Annotated in this window: 14 protein-coding genes and 4 pseudogenes; 5 read left to right on the top strand and 13 right to left on the bottom strand. The window is 70.6% G+C overall.

The genetic code is table 11. From position 1 onward, the window contains the following. Positions 1 to 122: 122 nt before the first annotated feature. The 8 genes from ACQEVU_RS07905 to ACQEVU_RS07870 are packed head-to-tail and all read right to left on the bottom strand — an operon-like array spanning position 123 to position 8,786. Positions 123 to 1,067, bottom strand: a complete 945-nt coding sequence (locus tag ACQEVU_RS07905; RefSeq protein ID WP_433321879.1) for an NAD-dependent epimerase/dehydratase family protein — start codon at positions 1,065 to 1,067, stop codon at positions 123 to 125. Further along, positions 1,043 to 2,008 carry a dTDP-glucose 4,6-dehydratase gene (rfbB, locus tag ACQEVU_RS07900; RefSeq protein WP_433321878.1) on the bottom strand — a complete coding sequence of 322 codons (966 nt, stop codon included), beginning with the start codon at positions 2,006 to 2,008 and terminating at the stop codon, positions 1,043 to 1,045. The genes ACQEVU_RS07905 and rfbB overlap by 25 nt, the downstream gene beginning before the upstream one ends. After that, positions 1,993 to 3,063 (bottom strand): glucose-1-phosphate thymidylyltransferase, encoded by a 1,071-nt coding sequence (locus ACQEVU_RS07895; protein WP_433321877.1) that lies wholly within the window; start codon positions 3,061 to 3,063, stop codon positions 1,993 to 1,995. The genes rfbB and ACQEVU_RS07895 overlap by 16 nt, the downstream gene beginning before the upstream one ends. A 36-nt stretch (positions 3,064 to 3,099) precedes the next feature. Then, on the bottom strand, positions 3,100 to 4,107 hold the full coding sequence (locus tag ACQEVU_RS07890; protein WP_433321876.1) for a Gfo/Idh/MocA family protein: 1,008 nt from the start codon (positions 4,105 to 4,107) through the stop codon (positions 3,100 to 3,102). Then, positions 4,104 to 5,540, bottom strand: coding sequence for an NDP-hexose 2,3-dehydratase family protein (locus tag ACQEVU_RS07885; RefSeq protein ID WP_433321875.1), 1,437 nt, complete (start codon positions 5,538 to 5,540; stop codon positions 4,104 to 4,106). The genes ACQEVU_RS07890 and ACQEVU_RS07885 overlap by 4 nt, the downstream gene beginning before the upstream one ends. Before the next feature lie 48 nt (positions 5,541 to 5,588). Continuing rightward, positions 5,589 to 6,893 (bottom strand): lipopolysaccharide biosynthesis protein RfbH, encoded by a 1,305-nt coding sequence (gene rfbH, locus ACQEVU_RS07880; protein WP_433321874.1) that lies wholly within the window; start codon positions 6,891 to 6,893, stop codon positions 5,589 to 5,591. A gap of 28 nt (positions 6,894 to 6,921) precedes the next feature. Beyond that, complete coding sequence (locus ACQEVU_RS07875; protein WP_433321873.1) at positions 6,922 to 7,521, bottom strand: dTDP-4-dehydrorhamnose 3,5-epimerase family protein; 600 nt, start codon at positions 7,519 to 7,521, stop codon at positions 6,922 to 6,924. Positions 7,522 to 7,526: 5 nt separating this feature from the next. Further along, the gene (locus ACQEVU_RS07870) at positions 7,527 to 8,786 is read right to left on the bottom strand and encodes a nucleotide disphospho-sugar-binding domain-containing protein (protein ID WP_433321872.1); all 1,260 of its coding nucleotides are present in this window, start codon (positions 8,784 to 8,786) and stop codon (positions 7,527 to 7,529) included. 598 nt (positions 8,787 to 9,384) lie between these two features. On the opposite strand from ACQEVU_RS07870, the gene ACQEVU_RS07865 reads away from it, so the two are divergent. Then, complete coding sequence (locus tag ACQEVU_RS07865; RefSeq protein ID WP_433321871.1) at positions 9,385 to 10,323, top strand: MarR family transcriptional regulator; 939 nt, start codon at positions 9,385 to 9,387, stop codon at positions 10,321 to 10,323. A 2-nt stretch (positions 10,324 to 10,325) separates the two neighbouring features. Beyond that, positions 10,326 to 10,653 (top strand): annotated as a pseudogene (locus tag ACQEVU_RS07860) (IS1634 family transposase); the annotation flags it as partial. Between the two features lie 56 nt (positions 10,654 to 10,709). On the opposite strand, the pseudogene ACQEVU_RS07855 reads toward ACQEVU_RS07860, so the two are convergent. Further along, positions 10,710 to 10,913 (bottom strand): annotated as a pseudogene (locus ACQEVU_RS07855) (hypothetical protein); the annotation flags it as partial. Between the two features lie 250 nt (positions 10,914 to 11,163). Here ACQEVU_RS07855 and ACQEVU_RS07850 point away from each other — a divergent pair. After that, a complete protein-coding gene (locus ACQEVU_RS07850) occupies positions 11,164 to 11,544 on the top strand; it encodes a DUF2267 domain-containing protein (RefSeq protein WP_433321870.1) in 381 nt (126 codons plus the stop codon). A 32-nt stretch (positions 11,545 to 11,576) separates the two neighbouring features. Here the strand turns inward: ACQEVU_RS07850 and ACQEVU_RS07845 are convergent, their stop codons facing one another. The 3 genes and pseudogenes from ACQEVU_RS07845 to ACQEVU_RS07835 all read right to left on the bottom strand — a co-directional run bounded on the left by ACQEVU_RS07845 (position 11,577) and on the right by ACQEVU_RS07835 (position 14,201). Beyond that, on the bottom strand, positions 11,577 to 11,753 hold the full coding sequence (locus ACQEVU_RS07845) for a hypothetical protein (RefSeq protein ID WP_433335360.1): 177 nt from the start codon (positions 11,751 to 11,753) through the stop codon (positions 11,577 to 11,579). A 12-nt stretch (positions 11,754 to 11,765) separates the two neighbouring features. After that, a pseudogene (locus tag ACQEVU_RS07840) lies at positions 11,766 to 12,092 on the bottom strand (hypothetical protein); the annotation flags it as partial. 651 nt (positions 12,093 to 12,743) lie between these two features. After that, complete coding sequence (locus ACQEVU_RS07835) at positions 12,744 to 14,201, bottom strand: endo-1,4-beta-xylanase (protein ID WP_433321869.1); 1,458 nt, start codon at positions 14,199 to 14,201, stop codon at positions 12,744 to 12,746. Between the two features lie 145 nt (positions 14,202 to 14,346). On the opposite strand from ACQEVU_RS07835, the pseudogene ACQEVU_RS07830 reads away from it, so the two are divergent. Beyond that, positions 14,347 to 14,457, top strand: a pseudogene (locus tag ACQEVU_RS07830) (EAL domain-containing protein); the annotation flags it as partial. Positions 14,458 to 14,492: 35 nt separating this feature from the next. On the opposite strand, the gene ACQEVU_RS07825 reads toward ACQEVU_RS07830, so the two are convergent. Beyond that, positions 14,493 to 15,536 (bottom strand): LacI family DNA-binding transcriptional regulator, encoded by a 1,044-nt coding sequence (locus tag ACQEVU_RS07825; protein WP_433321868.1) that lies wholly within the window; start codon positions 15,534 to 15,536, stop codon positions 14,493 to 14,495. Between the two features lie 166 nt (positions 15,537 to 15,702). Here ACQEVU_RS07825 and ACQEVU_RS07820 point away from each other — a divergent pair, with 166 nt between their 5' ends. Then, entirely contained in the window at positions 15,703 to 17,010 is a 1,308-nt protein-coding gene (locus ACQEVU_RS07820) for an ABC transporter substrate-binding protein (protein WP_433321867.1), read from the top strand. Positions 17,011 to 17,046: the final 36 nt, after the last annotated feature.

Below are 17,046 nucleotides of genomic sequence, written 5' to 3'. Positions count from 1 at the left end.
TGGATGTATGCGGTGTTGCCGTCGGCGATCTGCGCCGAGGCCCGGAAAGAGCACGAAAGAGCCCCGCGGCCGTCCGGCGCCGGGGCTTGCTGGATGGGTCGGCGCACGAGAGGGCCGGGCCGTCAGCGTTCGGCGGCGGCCTCCCACATGTCCCGCAACGACTGCCGGACAGAGGTCGTCGGCGCCCAGCCCAGGAGGCGGTTGGCGAGCCGGACGTCGGCCCGTGTCCAATCCCCGCCCTTCGAATCGACCGGTCCGCTGAACAGCTCGAGTGCGCCAGGGTCGCGCCCGGCCTCGACGACGAGCAGCTCGAGCATCCGGCGCATGTCGAGGGCTTCGCCCCGCCCAATGTTGACGGCCCGGCCGGTGACCGCGGATTCCGTCGCCCGCACGACCGCATCGGCCAGATCCCGCACATCGACGAAGTCCCGCTCCGACCGGCTCACCTTGAGCCGCAGCCGGTCACCGGCCGGAAGCTCGCGAAGCCGGCGCACCACCGAGCCGAGAAAGCTGCCGCCCGCCGCGCCCGGGCCGAACACGTTCACCGCGCGCAACACGACGCCGTGCACATGCCCGGCCCGGGTCGCCCGCAGCACGGCATTGGAACCGGCCAGCTTCGTCAGTCCGTACGGGGTCTGTGGTTTCGGCTCGAACGACTCGTCGATCACCGCCCCGTGCGGCACCGGCCCGTATTCGTGGATGGACCCGATCTGGACGAACCGCGGTGGAGCCGGCATCAGCGCGGCGGCGCCCAGCAGGCGCTCGACAACCTCGACGTGAGCGAGCCGGTTCTCCTCCAGCGACGCCAGCCAGCCGCCCGCGGCATTCACCATGAGCGGGGCATCGGCCGCGGTCAGGATCCGCGCGATCTCCGCGCTCGGGGTCGCCGAAAGATCCAGCTCGATGAATTCGCACCCGGCGACCAGCGGCGAACGCTTCCGGGCTACCGCGAGGACGCGGTAGCCCCTCGCCTCGAAGGCCGAAACCAGATGCATGCCGATGGAGCCGGTGGCGCCCAGGACCGCGACGACCGGCCGCCGGGTCAGCACCGTCCCGTCTCCTGCCACCAGGCGGCATGCTCGGCATACCAGCGAACGGTGTCGGCCAGCCCCTCCTCGAACGAGATCCGGGGCGCGTAGCCGAGCGCCCGCAGCCTCGCGTCGGTCAGGGAGTAGCGCCGATCGTGGCCGAGGCGATCCGGCACCCGCTCAACCTTGTCCCAGCCCACGCCGCACGCGGCCAGGAGCCGGTCCGTCAGCTCCAGATTGGTCAGCTCGCAGGTACCCGCGATGTGGTAGACCTCGCCGACGGCACCACGCTCGGCCGCGACCTGGATTCCGCGGCAGTGGTCGGTGACGTGGATCCAGTCCCGCACGTTGCCGCCGTCGCCGTACAGCGGCACCGTGCCTCCGGTGAGCAGCCGGGTCACGAAGAGCGGGATGACCTTCTCCGGGTACTGGTAAGGCCCGTAGTTGTTGCCGCACCGGGTGATGACGACCGGCAGCCCGTGGGTGACGTGATAGGCGCGCGCGAGCAGATCGCCGCCGGCCTTCGAGGCGGCGTACGGCGAGTTCGGCGCCAGCGGCGCGGTCTCGTCCCACGAGCCGGAGCCGATGGAGCCGTACACCTCGTCGGTCGAGACGTGCACGACGCGCCCGACCCCGGCCCTCAGGCAGGCGTCGAAGAGCCGCTGCACCCCGAGGACGTTGGTGCGCACGAAGTCGGCGGCCCCCGCGATCGAACGGTCCACATGGGACTCCGCCGCGAAGTTGATCACCACGTCGTGCCCCGGGACCACCCGGTTCAGCAGCGCGGGATCGCCGATGTCGCCGTGCACGAAGGTGAACTGCCCGTCCACCGCGGCCAGGTTCGCGCGGTTACCCGCGTAGGTGAGCAGGTCGAGCACGGTCACCTCGGCGCCCTTCCAGGCCGGGTAGGCACCGGTGAGCAGCTCCCGCACGTAGGCCGATCCGATGAAACCCGCGGCACCGGTTACGAGTACGCGCATATCTGCACCTTGCTGTGATCGCCGAGCACCAGCCGGTGGGCGCGGGGCATCCGCGGCGCCGGGGTCACCTCGACCTCGTGGCCGATGAGGGACGCCTCGATGCGCCGCACGCCGTGGATCGCGGCTCCCCGAAGGACGACGGAGTACTCCAGCTCGCTGTCGATGATCCGGCAGTCCTCGGCAACCGAGGTGAACGGCCCGAGGTACGAGCCCTCCACGACGCAGCCCGCCCCGATGATGACCGGGCCCACGATGCGCGAACCCCGCACCACCGCGCCCGGCGCGACGGTCACCCGGCCGATCAGCTCCGAGTCATGCACCACGCCGGCGAGCTCGGGCTCCATCCCCTCCAGGACGAGCCGGTTGACCTCCAGCATGTCGGCGACGTTGCCGGTGTCCTTCCAGTAGCCCTCGGTGATCGTCGCGGCTACCGGGTGGCCTGCGTCGATCAGCCCGGAGATGGCGTGGGTGATCTCCAGCTCGCCCCGGTCGGAGGGGCTGAGGTCCGCCACGATCGGGTGCACCGCCGCGGTGAACAGAAAGACGCCGACCAGCGCCAAATCGCTCTTGGGTTGCTCGGGCTTCTCCTCGAGGCCGATCAGCCGCCCCTCGATGTCCAGCTCCGCCACGCCGAAGGCGCGCGGGTCGGCCACCTTCGTCAGCACGACCTGGGCGGCGGGGCGCTCCCGGCGGAACCGCTCCACCAGCTCAGCGATGCCGCCGATCAGGAAGTTGTCCCCGAGGTACATGACGAAGTCGTCGTCGCCCAGGAAATCGCGTGCGATCAGCACCGTGTGCGCCAGGCCGAGCGGGGCCGTCTGCGGCAGGTAGGTGACGTTCAGCCCGAAGGCCGATCCGTCGCCCACGGCCCGCTGGATCTCCTGCGCCGTGTCGCCCACCACGATGCCGACCTCGGTGATCCCGGCCTCGGCGATCGCCTCCAGTCCGTAGAAGAGCACGGGTTTGTTCGCCACCGGTACGAGTTGCTTTGCCGAGGTGTGCGTGATCGGCCGTAGCCGGGTTCCCGCACCTCCTGAAGGAACTAGGGCCTTCACGTCATCTCCTGTGCGTCCAGTTGGGTCGGCCGATCGTCAGATTGCGGTCGGGGCCCGGTCGTCGTGCCGTACCCCGTCGGCCGCGGCCCGTACTGCGTCCAGCAACCGCGCCTGCCGCAGGCAGTCGGGATCGTGGTAATTGCCGGCCCGCACCGCCTGCGCGAACGCGTCCACGGTGTTACCGACCTGGTCGTCGGGGGCGAGCCGGACCTCCTCCGTCACGGACCCGCGCGTCACCAGCAGCACCGCAACGTCGTCCGCGGGAGGAGTGAAGGCCCGGTCCACGGTGATGTGGCCCGCGCTGCCGCGCACCTGGTACGCCGACACGTATGCGTGCTCGAGACCGAAGCTGAGCTGCGCGGTCACCCCCGACGGGGTCGCCAGCAGGGCGGCACCCGAGATGTCCACCCGACGGGCGGAACCCGCCGACAGCACGGCGCCGGCCACCCGCAGGTCCGGACCGAAGATGTGCAGGGCCGCGCGGACGGGATAGACGCCCACATCCCACAGGGCGCCGCCGCCGAGCTCGGGCCGGTAGCGGATGTTGTCATCGGGCAGCTTGGGGATGGCGAACGTGGCATGCAGGGACCTCGGCTCGCCGATGGCGCCCGCGGCCATCAGCCGCCGCACCGCGCCGTGCTGCGCGTGGTGCACGAACATGACGTTCTCCATCAGCACCAGGCCGCGCGCGGCGGCCTCGGCGAGCAGCCGCTCGGTCCGCGCCGCGTCCGTGGTGAGCGGTTTCTCCGCCAGCACGTGCTTGCCGGCCCGCAGCGCCGCCGCCACCCACTCGGCGTGCAGCCCGGTCGGCAGCGGCACGTACACCGCGTCCACGTCGTCGCGGTCCAGCAGCTCTGCGTAGCCGCTCACCGCGCGGCAGCCGTACCTGCGGGCGTGCTCCGCGGCCTTGGCCGGGTCGCGGCTGGCGATCGCCGCGACCGCGACGCCGGGCCGCGCGGCGATCGCGGGCAGCATCCGGCGAAGCGCGATGTCGGCGCAGCCGAGCACGCCGATGCGCACGGTCGCCGCGTGACCCGGGCTCACTGCGCCCTCGCCAGCATCCCGTTCAGGCACGCGAGCAGGCTGCGGGCCTGCACATTGACGTAGTTGCTGTGGCATACCAGAGAGGTCAGCTGGCCCACGGTGACCCAGAAGTACCCGGGCGGCGGGTCGAGGGGAACCTGGTCCTCCCCGGGCTCCAGCACCATGTATCGGCTCTCGGCGTTCAGGAAGCGGCCCCCCTCCTCGGAGTGCACCGCCTCGTACCGCACGACCGACGGGTCGGCGGACAGCACCAGGTCGAGGAAGGCCGGGCGCTCTTCGGCCGGCAGCTCGTCATGGTTGCCCGGCACGCATTGCACGGTGGGTCCCAGCTCCAGCTTGTCCTGGAAGCCGGCCTCCGCCCTGGCCCGCATGAGCACGTGCAGCACCCCGTCGAACCGCCGGGTGACGAATGCCACGATGCCCAGCCCGCGTGGCTCGATCAAGGGCTGGGTCCACCGGCTCACCTCCCGACTGCCGGCCTGCACCGACAGCGCCACCACCCGGAAGAACCGACCGTCGGGCCGGTCGATCGAGTGCGTGCCCTTGACCCAGCCGGGCAGTCCGGCCAGCGGCACCCGTTCGGCTCGCACGTTCTGCCGCGCCCGCTCGGCCGTGAACCACGACAACAGCTCGACGTCGGAGTGCAACGCCCCGCCGTGACGGGACCGGCGCAGCGCCGCCGCGAACGGGTCGCGCGCCCGCTCGGGGTCCAATGCCCCGATCGGGGCGCACGCCAGCACCGTACGGGCGTCCATGTTGACCACGTTGTCCCGGTGCAGCAGTTCGCCGATCTGTCCAAGGGTGAGCCAGCAGAAGTCGTCGTGCGGCTCGATGTCGTCGTCGACCTCGACGATCATGTTCCGGTTGTTCTTGCGGTCGAACCAGGCGCCGTGCTCCGACTGCAGCACGTCGGCAAGGACCCGGCCCCGGCCCGGCTGCAGGAAATAGTCCAGGTACCGCACCGGGGAGCCTTCGTGCACCCTGGTGTAGTTGCTCCGGGTCGCCTGCACCGTCGGGGACAGCTGCAGCAGGTTGGGGTTGCCCGGCTCCATCTTGGCCTGCATGAGGCAGTGCAGGACCCCGCCGATCTCCTTGACCAGGATCCCGAGGATGCCGACCTCGGCCTGCTTGATGATCGGCTGGTACCACTCCGTGCGCGGCCCGACCTCGGTGGCGACGTGCAGCCCCTCGACGGTGAAGAAGCGACCGCTGTCGTGGACCAGGTTGCCGGTGCCGGGCTGGAAGGACCACTTGTCCAGCTCCGTGAAGGGGATGCGGTCGACGCGGAACGCGTGCGCCCGCCGGTTCTCGGCCAGCCAGCCGAGGAAGTCCTCGGTGCGCAGCATCGCGCCCTGCGAGGTAATGAGCGAATTCGCCAGCCGGCCAGGCAGCTCGACGTCGGCGCGGGGACGCAGCACGGTGTTCTGGGACATGGAAGGACTCCCTAACGTGGGCAGCGCAACATCGCGGGACCGGCGCACTCAGCCACGGGCGCCGACGAACTGCTGGATCGAGGCGATGACGTAGTCGAGCATCTCCTCGGTGAGCGCGGGGTAGACGCCGACCCAGAATGTTTGATGCGTGATGATGTCGCTGTTGGTGAGCTCTCCGACCACCCGGTGCGGCTGGTCGAGATAGGCCGGGTGCCTGGTCAGGTTCCCGGCGAAGAGCAGCCGGGTGCCGATCCTGCGCTCCTCGAGAAACGCGACGAGCTCGCCCCGGGTGAAGCGCGCCTGCGGGTCCACCGTGATGACGAACCCGAACCAGCTCGGGTCACTGCCCGCGGTCGGCTCGGGCAGGATCAGGCCGGGGATGCCGTCCAGGCCGTTGCGCAGCCGCCGCCAGTTGCGGCGGCGCGCGTCACCGAACTGCTCCAGCTTGGTAAGTTGCGTCAGGCCCAGCGCGGCCTGCAGGTCGGTCGCCTTCAGGTTGTATCCGACGTGGGAGAAGATGTACTTGTGGTCGTAGCCCTTCGGCAGCGAGCCCATCTGGTAGGTGAACCGCTTGAGGCACTTGTCGCTCTCCCCCGGCTCGCACCAGCAGTCCCGCCCCCAGTCGCGCATCGACTCCACAATGCGGGCCAGGGCCAGGCTCGAGGTGAGCACGCAGCCGCCCTCGCCCATCGTGAGGTGGTGCGCGGGATAGAAGCTCACCGTGCTCAGATCGCCGAAGGTGCCGGTGAGCCGCCCGTCGTACAGCGAACCGACGGCGTCGCAGTTGTCCTCCACGAAGAACAGCTCGTGCTCCGCGGCGAGTTCGGCGATCTGCGCGGCGGGAAACGGGTTGCCCAGCGCGTGAGCGATCATCACGGCCCGGGTCCGCGGCCCGATCGCCGCGGCGACCCGATCAACCGTGGTGTTGTACGTGCCCAGCTCCACATCGACGAAGACCGGCACCAGCCTGTTCTGCAGGATCGGGTTGACGGTGGTCGGAAAGCCGGCGGCCACCGTGATCACCTCGTCGCCGGGCCGCAGCCGCCGGTCCTCCAGCGCGGGGGATGTGAGGGCCGACAGCGCCAGCAGGTTGGCCGAGGACCCCGAGTTGGTGAGGTGCGCCTTGCGCCGCTGCAGCCGGCGGGCGAACTGCGACTCGAACTTGCGGGCGCTGGGCCCGGCGGCGATGCGCATGTCGAGCGCGGCCTCGACCAGCGCCGCGCGGTCGTCCTCGTCCAGCACCGCGCCGGACGGCCAGATCTCCGTGACGCCGGGGACGAAGCCGGCGCCGGCCGTGGCTTCCCGGTGGTACTTGCGGACCATCTCCAGCAGTTGCTGCTTTTCCTGCTCCATCTGCATGTCTGCCTGCCCCACTTCCATCTCAGTGCCTGCCGTAGGTGCTCTGCAGCTCGGCGTCCCGCCAGTTCGCAAGCAGTCCTGCGGCGAGCGCCTCGCGCATCCCCGGCGCCCGCGCGTCCTTCTCCGAGATCAGTGGTGGCTCGGTGAAGCCCCACGGGAGCGCCAGGTCGGGGTCGACGGGGTTGATGTCGATCTGGGTGCCCGGCACGTACCGCGTGGAGACCACATAGCAGATGCAGGCGTCGTCGGTGAGCGTCAGGAATCCGTGCCCCACCCCCTCGGGCACGTACACGGACCGGCCGGACTCGGCGTCGAGGTGGGTCACGTGGTACGCACCGAAGGCGGGCGAGCCCACGCGCAGGTCCACGACGATGTCGCGGAGCGCCCCGCGCACGCACGTGACGTACTTGGCCTGCCCCGGCGGTACGGCCACGCCATGGATGCCGCGGAGCGTGTTGCGCCGCGACACCGAATAGTTGATCTGCTCGGGCCGGAATTGACGCCCGATGACGGCCTCGACCCGGTCGCAGCGGAGCGCTTCGAAGAACGCGCCCCGCTCATCGCGGATCAGCTGTGGAGTGAAGACGAACGCGCCGGGCACCCGGGTCTCGACCACGTCCATTCCGGTCAGTCCCGGGTTCGGTACTGCGCCGTCAGCCGCTCCAGAATCGGGACGATCTCGGTCGGGCTGGGTGCGCCGGCCAGGTCCGCCTGCACCCTGGCGGCCCCCTGCTGAAACTCAGGCTCGGTCAGCAGCCGTGACAGCTCGTGGTGCACCTTCTCCGCGGTCAGGCCGTCAGCGTGGATGGTCACGCCCGCACCCCGGGCCTCCAGGTAAGGCGTGACGCACAGGGCACTGCCCCACTCCTCCATGACGGTCAGCTGGGGCACCCGGTGCGCACCGGCGGTGAAGGCCGTGCCGTAGCCGCCGTGGTGGATGACCGCCGAGCAGCTCGGGATGACCTGCGTCAGCGGGACGTAGTCGAGGATCCGCACGTTGTCCGGGACCTTCGAGTCGTCCCCCAGCTGGTCGGCGTTGACCGTGGCCACCACCTCGACGTCCATGTCGGCCACCGCGTCGAACACGGCCGCGACCCGCTCGTCCCGGCCGGCGAAGAACGTCCGCGCGGTGACGCCCAGCGACAGGCAGACCCGGGGTCGCGACGGCGGCTGCAACAGCCACTCCTGCACCGGAGCGGAGCTGGTGTACGGCACCCACTGCATCGGCACCGCGTGGTGCCCCGCCGGCCTGGGCAGCTGCATGGGGTTCGGGTCCACGGTGAAGTCGCCGAGCAACAGGTCCTCCGAGTAGTCGTAGTCGAACCGCTCGAAGACCGGCGCCAGGATCTCGGCGAGCGGGTTCGTCTGCAACTCGCCCCGCGCGATCCGCTCGGTGAGCCGCCAGTGGACCCAGCCGAAGTAGTCGGGGCCCCACATGAGCCGGGCGGACGCGGCCCCGGCCTCCCGCGTCGCGATCGCCCCGATGGGACTGGCCTGATCCCAGACCACCAGGTCCGGGCGCCACTGCCGGGCGAACGCGACCAGGTTGTCGGCGAGCAGCGCCCGTCCGTCGGCGTCCGGGTGCACCCGCGTGCAACTGCCCATGGTGTAGAAGCCGGTCGCCTGCCAGATTCGGTCGAACCAGGAACCGGGCTCGAATCCGAGCGCCTCGGTGAACCGGTCGAGATCCTCCTTGGAGACGTTCGGCGGCGCCGGCGTGTCGTCACCGATGCCGACCGCGGTGAGGCCGGCCCCACTGATCCGGTCGCCCATGGACGTGTTGCTGGCCACGCGCACCTCGTGCCCCGCGCTCTGCAGCGCCTGCGCCAACGGAACGCTGGGGAACAGATGGGCGGTTACCGGGGCAACCACGATGAGCACCCGCATGGTGATCTCCTCCTGATCGTCTGTCGTCGCTGTGATCGACAGTCGGATTTCGGCCTACGCCGTCGCGGGCGGGCGTCGGCGCCGGAACGCACCGCGACGAAGAACAGGGCACAAAAAAACCCCGCGGCCCTCAGGCCCGGGGTTTGCTGCGTTGGTTTCAGCGCACAGACTGCGCTACGCAGCCCTAGCGTGACACACCGTCTTCGCGACCGTCAACCCGCTTACCGAAAATGACCTCAACCACCTCCTCGGGCTCACTGACCACCGCGGCCGATCCTCCATCACCTGTCGGGGCGAACATGGCGGGAAGCCCGGGGGCCCACGGTCGAGAACCGAAATGCTGACCGGCGTGCTCAAGGCAACAGTGCGTGACCCGTCAGGGTCGGGCCCCGACGTCAAACTTGTCCACGGGCCCATTTCACGCCTGCGAGGCGTTGCCGGAAGGGATGGGAAAACGTATTCGTGACATCCGTTGATGGCTTGCCGCCTGTTCCGGCAGAAACCCGGCGGCCGGCGCCCGCCGCCGGACCTCCCGCGCGAAATTCGTCGGCGTGGGCGGCGGCCGCAGGGGATTTATACTTTGGCGGGAGGTGCTGTCTTGCCGCGTAGACGCTACGAGGTCCGCGAACCGGCGAACCGAGCCGAGCCGACGGTTGCCGTGACGCCGACCGAGCGGACCACCGAGCTTTCGCAAGCGCTCCCCGAGCCGCTCGCGGGCAATGTCTTCTTCGTCCTGCGCGGCGTCCGCGCGAAGTTCTCCTCCGACGCCGCCGACTGCGCCGCCGCCGACTCCCGGGACTTCCTCATCCTCGACGCCCTCGGCGGCCAGGACTGGGCGTCGCAGGTCGACCTCGCCGAACGTCTCGGCATCAACCGGACCATCATGGTCCAGGTCATCGACCGTCTGGAGGAGCGCGGCGAGGTCCGGCGCACCCGCGACCCGGGCAACCGCCGCCAGTACGTGCTGTCCCTCACCGACCGGGGCCGGGCCGTCCTGGAGGACCGACGCCTCACCGTCGAGGAGCGCGGCGCGCGCCTGACATCCGCGCTCACCCGCGAGGAGACCGCCCGGCTCGACGCGCTGCTCGCCCGGCTGCTGCCCGAGTCGGCCCGCCCGCTGGTGCAGGGAACCGAGAACCTCGTGGCACAGGCCGACCTCCGGCTGCGCCGCCAGGGCGACGACAAGCTCGCCGGCACCGGACTTCGCCTGCGCTTCTACCGGCCCCTGTCGGCGCTCGTCGCCGCCGGCCCCTGCGCGCAGCAGGAACTGGCGGAGGTCCTCGCCATCACCGGCCCGGCCGCCTCGCAGCTCGTGGACGAACTGGTCAAGGCGGGCCTGGTACGCCGCGGCCGCGACCCGCACGACCGCCGCCGCTACGCCCTGGAGGTCACCGACCCCGGCCGCAAAGCGCTCACGGTCATAGCCGTGGCCGTCCAGGAACTCGCCAACGAGGTCGCCACCTTACTAGGCCCCGGCGGCGAGGACGCCCTGAGGACGCTGCTGCTGAAGATCGAGCCCACGGCCGCCGCCTACTGACACGCCACTTCCCAGAACCCTGCGACGCCGATCCAGGCGCCGAGACCGGCGCGGTCACGGGCGCGGCACCGTTGGAGGTAATCGACGCCGGCACGATCGGGTCGGTGTGGCTCCTCGAGCAGCTATGGCAGCGCCTCGACGTCGCCACCGCCGTGCGCACCGCCACCGACGCGCGACGGTTCACCACGAACATGGAACGGGTCCTGTTCGCCCTCGTGGCGAACCGGGCGGTCGCCCCGATGAGCAAGCTGTCCGCCGCCGAATGGGTCCGGAAGGACGCCGCGATCCCCGGGACTGTCCACGATGGACGACGACCAGGCCTCAAGGAGCCGCTGGCCTGCGGAGCGCCGGGTGCGTCGGGCGACGACCATGCGCCGCACGAGTTCCGCGGCGGCGAACGCGGCGCGTGGATCGGCCAGTACCGCGGCGACGTGGTGGGCCCAGCGCGCCTCGTCATCGCTGTCGCGCAGGCTGACCGGCAGGACGGCGCGGTCCGCGAGCGCGGGCGGCAGCAGTTCGCAAAGCAGCGCGCCGAGACCGCTGCGCGTACTGACCAGCGTTGGCGTTCCTGCCGTACACGATCGGCACACCGGCACGTTCGGCTTCGCCGGCGTCGACGGGCGGGCGCTCGCCGACAACGCGCCCGAGACGATGTTCTCCCTTGTCCTCGGCACGGCACCACCGGCCTGAAGCCGTCGACCAACGCGTCGCTTCGGACCGACAAGTTCCCGTACGTCGTCGCGGCAACGCCGGACCGGCACTGACCCATTTCACCCCGGGTGAGGGACGCACCATGGCCTCCCCGCCATCAGCATTGCAGCGAGAGCGAGGGGGACGACGATGGACGAGCGGGCACTCGCCACGGTGGTGGCGGACCAGGCCGGTCTGGCCAAGGAAGAGGCCACGGACCTCATCCGCGCCACGCTGGCGGAAGTGGGCAAACAGCTCAGCGGCGGCGAACTCCGCGAGCTTGCGATCGACCTTCCGGAGGATCTGGCCGGCAACCTCCCCCCGCGGCACGACGGCGGGGCGCATCCGGTGCCGCTGGGCGACTTCGTCCGCGAGCTGAGCCGGCGCACGGGCCTCAAGAAAGAGGAGGTCACACGCGGTGTCCGGGCGGTGCTGACCACGCTCAGCCAGGCGACCGACGGCGCGCACCTGCGGCACGCGCTGTCCCAGCTGCCCGCCGAGTACCGTGAGCTGACCACGACGGCGGCCTGAACGGCGTCACGTCCAGGTCATCCCGCCGCCGCTCAGGTCCCCACGAGCCGCTGCACGGCGCCGTCGATAAAGGACCCGACGATCCGTCTGTCGTCCTCGGCCCTGGTCGCGAGCACGACGCGGCGGGGCTCGATCCCTTTGTGCCGTGGTGACGAGTGGTCCGCTTCGGTGCGGTTGGTGGCGCCGATCTTGGCGAGGATGTTCGACACGTGGACGCTTGCCGTTTTCGGGCTGATGTACAGCGTGGCCGCGATCTGTCCGTTCGAGCGGCCCTCGGCCGACAGGGCCAGTACCTCGTCTCGACCTTCATGTCCAGCTGGCTGCTGGCGAACTTGTAACGCGGGCAGTCGGTCGTCGCCGCGTGGGCCGCGGTTGCGCCGGCGCCGAGGAGCGTCGCGGCGATGGCGGTGACGGCGAGAATGGCGCCGGTCAGCGGTCGCTTGAGGATGGTACGCATGTCGTTGTCCCTTCGTCGATTGGTCCGCGTGGCGAACCCCGTTGACACACCACGGTGCCGCTAAGCGTCGTGACCGGGCATCGGGCGACATCCTTATTCCTGTCGTTCGATGCGAGCTGGCGACGACCGCGCGGCACCTGAGGTGTCGGGTTCCCGTCGACGTGGGTAGGGCAATCTGCTTAGCCTCGATCCACCGACCGGCGGTGACGTCGTGAGATGCGAGGGTACGGGAAATGCCCCCTGACCTGGAAAGATAGGAGTGATGGGCCTGGCCGAGCAGGTCGATCTGGCCCGGCTGGTCGCAGCGCGGGTGCGTCCGGACCTGTCCACGGGGTCGAACCCGGGCGGCAAGGCTGCCGGCGCGGACAGCATCGACGACGTGGACGTGTTGCGGCACGGCGGGATGGCCACGCTGTTCGACCGGGTGTACGCGCCCTCGACACTGGGGTCGTTCCTGCGGTTCTTCACCTGGGGCCACGCCCTGCAGCTGGAGGCCGCCGCCCGGGACCTGCTGACCGCCCTCGCTGCGGCCACGCCGCTGCTACCCGGCGCGGCGAGGCAAGGTCGGCGGTTACAGCGTGCGGCTACGCGGCTTGTCCCCGCTGGTGGCCACGATCAGCACCGGCAGCAGCGCTGTTCCCGGGTGGTCGGGAAGACCTCGCGTAGCGCATTCCGGAACCCTCTTGCTTTCGCCCAGGGCCCGGGGACGGCGCCCCCGGGCCCTGGGCGACGGGGTGTCGGACTAGCTGCCCGCGCACGAGAGGTCGGTCGGCGCGGTGTTGGTGCTGCCGTTGACCAGGAACCCGAAGGTGGTCGTGGCGTTCGCGCCGACCGAGCCGTTGTACGAGGCGTTGCGGACGGCGATCGTGCCGCTGGTGCCGGAGTTGACGCCGTTCCAGATGTTCGCGAGGGACTGGCCGCCGGCCAGCGTCAGCCGGACGGTCCAGCCGCTGATGGGCGCCGAGCCGTTGGCCACGGTGACCTCGCCCTGGAAGCCGCCGCCCCAGCCGTTGACCAGGCGGTACGTCGCGGTGCAGCCGGCTGGCGGGCCGCTCGACGGCGGCGGGCTGCTCGCCGTGCTCGGCGACGGGCTGCTCGGCGCGGGGCTGCTCGGCGCGGGGCTGCTCGGCGGTGTGCTCGTGCCCGGCACCGTGGTGGGTGCGGAGTTGAGGGCGTTGAGCACGGAGGTGTACGCGGCCTTCGGGCTGCTGTTGCTGTTGAACAGCAGCGGGCTCTCGCTGCCGCGCCACGAGTCGCTGTCGCGGATGCCCCACGTCGTGATGCCGACGCAGCGAGGTACGGCCATGCAGGCCTGGGTGAGCCCGGCGTACTGCGACGTCGACGCGTTGGTTACGTCGACCTCGGTCAGCGCCACGTCCACGCCCAGGGCCGCGAAGCTCGCCAGGGTCTGCTGGAAGTTGCTCGGCAGCGAGCTACCGCCGGTGAAGTGGGTCTGGAAGCCGACGCAGTCGACCGGGACGCCGCGGGACTTGAAGTCCTGGATCATTCGGTACACGCCCTGGGTCTTGCCGTAGGACCAGTTCTCGATGTTGTAGTCGTTGTAGCAGAGCTTGACGGAGGGGTCGGCGTTGCGGGCGGTCTTGAACGCGACCTCGATCCAGTCGTTGCCGGTGGCCTGCAGGTTGGACTGGCGGCGGCTGCCGTCCTCGTTGAAGGCCTCGTTGACGACGTCCCAGTAGGCGAGCTTGCCCTTGTAGTGGGTCATCACGCCGTTGATGTGCTCGATCATCGCGGCGCGCAGGCCGCTGCCGCTGAGGCTGGCCCAGAACCGGGGCTGCTGGCCGTGCCAGGCCAGGGTGTGGCCGCGGACCCGCATGCCGTGCTGGGTGGCCCAGTTGTAGATCGCGTCGCCGGAGGTGAAGGTGAACTGGCCGCTGTAGGGCTCGGTCGCGTCGGGCTTCATCTCGTTGACGGCGGTCATCATGTCGAACTCGCGGTTGGCGATCGTGAGGAAGCCCGAGTCGCTGAGGCGGTCCGCGCCCATGGCGGCGCCGAAGTACCGGCCGCTGCGCTCGGCGGCCGACTTCAGCGTGGTGCCCGTGGGGCCGCTGAGGTCGGCGTGGGCGAATGTGGCGAGGGCGACCGACGTCACGGCGCGCGCCGCGGCGAGGGCGCCGCCGAGCAGGAGCCTGGCGCGGCCGCCGGTTCGGCGTCTCGGGCGAGCGGGCACGGCATTCATCGGCTTTGTCCTCTCCTGACGAAGTCGTCGGAAAGTATTTCGTATGATGTTTGCCGGTCAACGCCAAGAGATTGAAAGACGTGGATTCCGCTTGAATGGCGTGTAAGTTCCACGCGCGCCGCGGGCCTGGCCGGACGCGCACATCGTGCGCACGATGGTGGACCTGGCGAAGGGGCTGCACCTGCGGGTCGTCGCCGAGGGCATCGAGTCCGAGCGCGCGATGGCGGCGCTGCGGGCGCTCGGCTGCGACGAGGCGCCGGGCTACCACAGCGGCATAGGGTCAGGCGGGCGTCACGGCGTCGGGGCCGGGGCGGTCGAGTCGCGCACGCTCAGGGTCGTCGCCAGCTCGAGGTGGCGGGACACGGGCTGGACGCCGTCAGCCATGTCGAGGACCGTCTCGACGGCCATCCGGCCCATGCCGGCCAGCGGCTGCCGCACCGACGTCAGCCGGGGCGTCGTCCACTCCGCCTGCGCTGTGTCGTCGAACCCGGTCACCGACAGCCCGGCCGGGACCGCGATGCCGAGCTCCTTGGCCGCGGCGAACACCCCGATGGCGATCTCGTCGTTCCCGGCCACGATCGCGGTCGGGGGCTGCTCCAGCGTCAGCACGTGCCGGCCGTGCTTGAGGCCCGCGTCCACGGAGAACGCGTCGTGCCAGACCAGCGCGCGGTCGGCGGTGAGGCCCGCCGAGTGCATTGCGGCCTGGTACCCGTGGAAGCGCTCCGCCGACGGAGCCGAGCCCGGCGGCCCGCCGATCCAGGCGATGCGGCGGTGGCCGAGCCGGATGACGTGCTCGGTGGCGGAGCGCCCGCCGGCCCAGTTCGTGGCGCCGATGCTGACGACGCGCGAGTCCGTCGTGTCGATCGGGTCGATGGCCACCATCGGCAGCTGCGCGTCCTCCCCGGCGCGCAGCACCGCGTCGGGCACGGCGGTGGCGAGCGCGATGAGGCCGACGACGCCGGACTCCCGCAGCTGCGCGACCCAGGCGTGGGCCGCGGTGCGCCCGGTGGCCGTCCACTCGGCGGGCGGCAGGTGCAGCACGAGGTCGGCCTGCACGGCGGTGGCGGCCACGAGGATCGACTGCAGCACGGTGCCGGCGTAGCGCGACTCGACGTGGTCCACCACCGTGACCAGGCTCCGGCCGCGCCGGGCGTCCCGCCGCGCCGCGGTCGGCCGGTAGCCGAGCTCGGCGATGACGCCGAGGACCACCTCGCGCGTGCTCGGCGACACGTCGCTGCGCCCGTTGAGCACCTTCGATGCGGTCGCCGGCGAGACGCCGGCCAGCCGGGCGACGTCGGCCAAGGTGGCGCGCCGCAAGGGGGACTCCCCGTCCATCGGGCCTCCGCTCGCGATCGAAAGTATTTCGAAGGTACCACCCCACTCCGTGCGGGCGATCTTCGGGTGCTTGACGGGGTTTGACGGCCGCGCGTAGCGTACGCGGCACCGAATAAGTTGCGAAAATGTTTCGATCCATTGCGCTGGAGGCGGAAGGGGACGGCACATGCGGCTTTCCAAGCAGGCTCGGTTGCTCTCCACGGCGGTCGTGGCGGTCCTGGCCCTGGCGGCCTGCAGCGGCGGTGACGGCGGGAGCGGCGACAGCGACAAGGGACCGGTGAGCCTCACCGTCTGGAGCTGGGACGGCACCGTGGCGAAGTCGGTGGCCGGCTTCCAGGCGGCCAACCCGAACATCACGGTCAAGGTCGTCAACGCCGGCTCGTCCTTCGACGAGTACACGGCGCTGGACAACGCGATCCAGGCCGGCTCCGGGGTGCCCGACCTGGCCATGTTCGAGTACTTCGCGGTGCCCTACTTCGCCATCCCCGGCAAGCTCGAGGACCTCGGGAGGTTCGGCGCGGGGGACCTCAAGAAGGACTACGTCGAGGCCGCGTGGAACGACGTGACCGTCAACGGCAAGGCGTACGCCCTGCCGTCCGACTACGGCCCGTCGGCGATGTTCTACAACCAGGCCACGCTCAAGAAGGCCGGCATCGACCAGCCGCCCGCAACCTGGGACGAGTACCACGCGGACGCCCAGAAGATCCACGCGCTCGGCCCCAACTACTACATCGCCCAGGACACCGGCGACCTGTTCTTCCTGCTCTCGCTCATGTGGCAGGCCGGTGGCCGGCCGTTCAAGGTCGACGGGACCAAGGTGCACATCGACTTCACCGACCCGGGCTCGGCCAAGGCCGTGGCGTTCTGGCAGAAGATGCTCGACGAGGGCCTGCTCAACACGAAGGTCAACGCCTGGTCCGACGACTGGAACCGCACGCTCAACGACGGCAGCCTCGCCTCGCAGATCATGGGCGGGTGGCTGCAGTCCACACTGCCGGAGCGCGCGCCGCAGGCCGCCGGCCAGTTCCGGGTCGCGCTGATGCCGCAGTGGAACGCGGGCGAGAAGGTCGGCGCCGAGAACGGCGGCAGCTCCTTCGGCATCCCGGCGGCGTCCAAGCACAAGGACGCGGCGTTCAAGTTCCTCGAGTACTTCACCCACGGCGCCGGGCTCGCCCCGCGGGTCGAGGCCGGTGCGTTCGTGCCCAACAAGGCCGTGCTGGAGGGCAAGGACGCCCAGACCAAGCCCAACCAGTACTTCGGCGGCCAGCCGGTCGGCGCCGTGCTGGCCGAGGCGTCCACGAGCGTCGCGACCGGCTGGCAGTACCCGCCGTTCTTCGAGTGGGCCCGCTCCATCTACAGCGACATCGCCGCCAAGGTGTACACCACCGGCAAGGGCTCGCTGGCGGGGATCCTCGACGAGTGGAAGCAACGCATGGTCAAGTACGGCAACGAGCAGGGCTTCAAGGTCGACTGACGGAAGAGGTGGACTGACGGAGAAGGGGGACTGACG

Origin of the sequence: Dactylosporangium sp. CA-139066 (genome assembly GCF_050936175.1) — a bacterium.
GTDB lineage: Bacteria > Actinomycetota > Actinomycetes > Mycobacteriales > Micromonosporaceae > Dactylosporangium.
Note: the sequence above shows the minus strand (reverse complement) of the source record. Positions and strands in the feature narration are given on the sequence as shown.